This window comes from Comamonas odontotermitis (assembly GCF_014207855.1).
Lineage (GTDB): Bacteria > Pseudomonadota > Gammaproteobacteria > Burkholderiales > Burkholderiaceae_C > Comamonas > Comamonas odontotermitis_A.
Genome location: NZ_JACHKZ010000062.1, coordinates 1 through 1,916 on the forward strand (window position 1 = coordinate 1; position 1,916 = coordinate 1,916).

At 61.0% G+C, this 1,916-nt stretch carries 3 protein-coding genes; 1 reads left to right on the forward strand and 2 read right to left on the reverse strand.

Annotation, left to right across the window (positions count from 1 at the left end; genetic code table 11):
• Positions 1 to 189, forward strand: a 189-nt coding sequence (locus HNP33_RS20920) for a hypothetical protein (protein WP_221452161.1), incomplete at its 5' end; no start/stop codon positions are given.
• A gap of 157 nt (positions 190 to 346) precedes the next feature.
• Here HNP33_RS20920 and HNP33_RS20785 read toward each other — a convergent pair.
• Both HNP33_RS20785 and HNP33_RS20925 read right to left on the reverse strand, forming a co-directional pair.
• Positions 347 to 1,663 (reverse strand): alpha/beta hydrolase family protein, encoded by a 1,317-nt coding sequence (locus HNP33_RS20785; protein ID WP_233464646.1) that lies wholly within the window; start codon positions 1,661 to 1,663, stop codon positions 347 to 349.
• Positions 1,660 to 1,916, reverse strand: a 257-nt coding sequence (locus HNP33_RS20925; protein ID WP_221452162.1) for a hypothetical protein, incomplete at its 5' end; no start/stop codon positions are given. The genes HNP33_RS20925 and HNP33_RS20785, both read right to left, overlap by 4 nt.

Sequence of the window (1,916 nt, forward strand, 5' to 3'; positions counted from 1 at the left end):
CAGTTTGTGGTGCGGTACTTGCGCCGACCCCAGTTCGTCTCACTCATCATCCGAGCCTACTACCGCTGCGGCCCGGATTTGTGCAACAAAGCCATCTCAATTGATAAATTGATAAAGATTAAATATATTGAGATTGTGCACATTCCTCCCTGGGAGGCTCCAGTGATTTCACCCCTGCAATCTGTGTAACATTGGCAACACCGCAATGACTGCGATATTCGCTCAGGTACCCCGATGTACGCTGGCAAGGCAATCGATGCAGGCCCGCTGCGCCTTGGGTGAAGGCGCCATGGGGCCGCTGCCAGAACGCCTTCGTGCTTTTTGCGCGGGCTTTTGGCGCGTGCTTTTACGGCAATGGCGCCGTGGATTCCAGCTTGGGGTTCTCGCCCATGGCCAGCTGGGCTGCAATGCGGCGCGTGAGGGGCTGCAGCACCGAAAAGTGATCGAGCCCCGCCACCTGTACGCAGTGCACCAGTTCTGATTTGCGTGCCTTGCACAGCTGGGACAGCGCGTCCATGTTCGACGGTGGATTGGCGCCTTCGATGATCCAGGTCGGCGCCTTGATGGCGTGCAGCCAGTGGATGGGCGCGCGCAGGCGCTGCTCTTCGCTGTCCAGCCTTTTCCAGGCGACTGGCAACTGGCGTGATGAATACGCGGCAGGATCGGCCACCGGGCCGAATGCAAAGACGCCCTGTACCGGCAAACCGGTGCCCGCCACAAGCAGCGCCAAGGTGGCACCAGTGCTGTGGCCGCCCAGGTAGATCTGGCCGGAGTCTACATACGGCAGCCTGGCCGCGTACAGCACGGCAGCGATCACATCGTCCACCTCTCCCCAGAAGTATTCGCGCTGGCCCGGGTTGCTGTTGCCGCCGCGCAGGGTGGGAAACATCATCACCATGTCGGCCTTGCGGAAGGCGCTTGCGCTTTGGTCATTGCTGGGCGCGCCTTCGGTCCAGAAGTCGTCCAGCGTGTTGCTGTCGCCGCCGGTGAGCCAGATGACGACGGGGTGGCGTTTGCCATCCTTGGGGTTGGGGGTGACAAAACCGGCCAGGGGCATGCCGCCGCTGTGGTAGGTGATGGGCACAAACAGGTCGGCAGGCGGCTTGGGTAGCGGTTTGGTTGCGCTACCAACACCATGGGCGCCCGGCAGCAGCACGCTGGCGATCTGCGTGGTTTTGCCTTCACGCGCCTGGCTCAGGCTCTGCAGCGTGATGCCGCCCTGCGCCACTTGCTGTGCCACGGCCTGCTCCAGCTCCGCCTGCAGCTTTTGCTCCAGAGCGTGGCGGCTGTCATTGGCATCGCGTTCGGCCTGGTGCTGGGCGCGCCGTGCCAGATATTCTTCGTGCACACGCATGGCTTCGCGGGTGATGCAGCGGCGGCCCTGGTCCACGGCAAAGCCCTCTTCGTTGGCTTTTTCCAGCTGCGGCAGGGTCAGTTTCACGGTGTGGCAGAACGGCTCCGACTCCGGCGCGGCCCGGGGCGGCCACACCAGCGGGGCAGGCTGCTCGGCCTGGGCCTTGTTCTTGGCCTGGCCAAGCGAGGTCCAGCCCCGGTAGGTCATCTTGATGCCAGCCATGAGGACGACCACCAGCACCAGCAGCATGCCCATGGCCATGCGGCCCCGGCTTTTGTTTTTGCTGTCTTTGTTGTTCTTGTTTCTCATAACCCCTCGTACATCTGACCCTGTAGAGCATAAAAAAGCCGCAAGCCCCTGATCTGCCGCAAACCAGTCGTAAGACCTGAACCTAGAATTTTATCGCCATCACTTTTATGAAGATTGATAGATGAAAACGATTTATTGCGTGAGATTTGTCGATGGTGCGGGCTTTGTTGCACAAATCCGGGCCGCAGCGGTAGTAGGCTCGGATGATGAGTGAGACGAACTGGGGTCGGCGCAAGTACCGCACCACAAACTG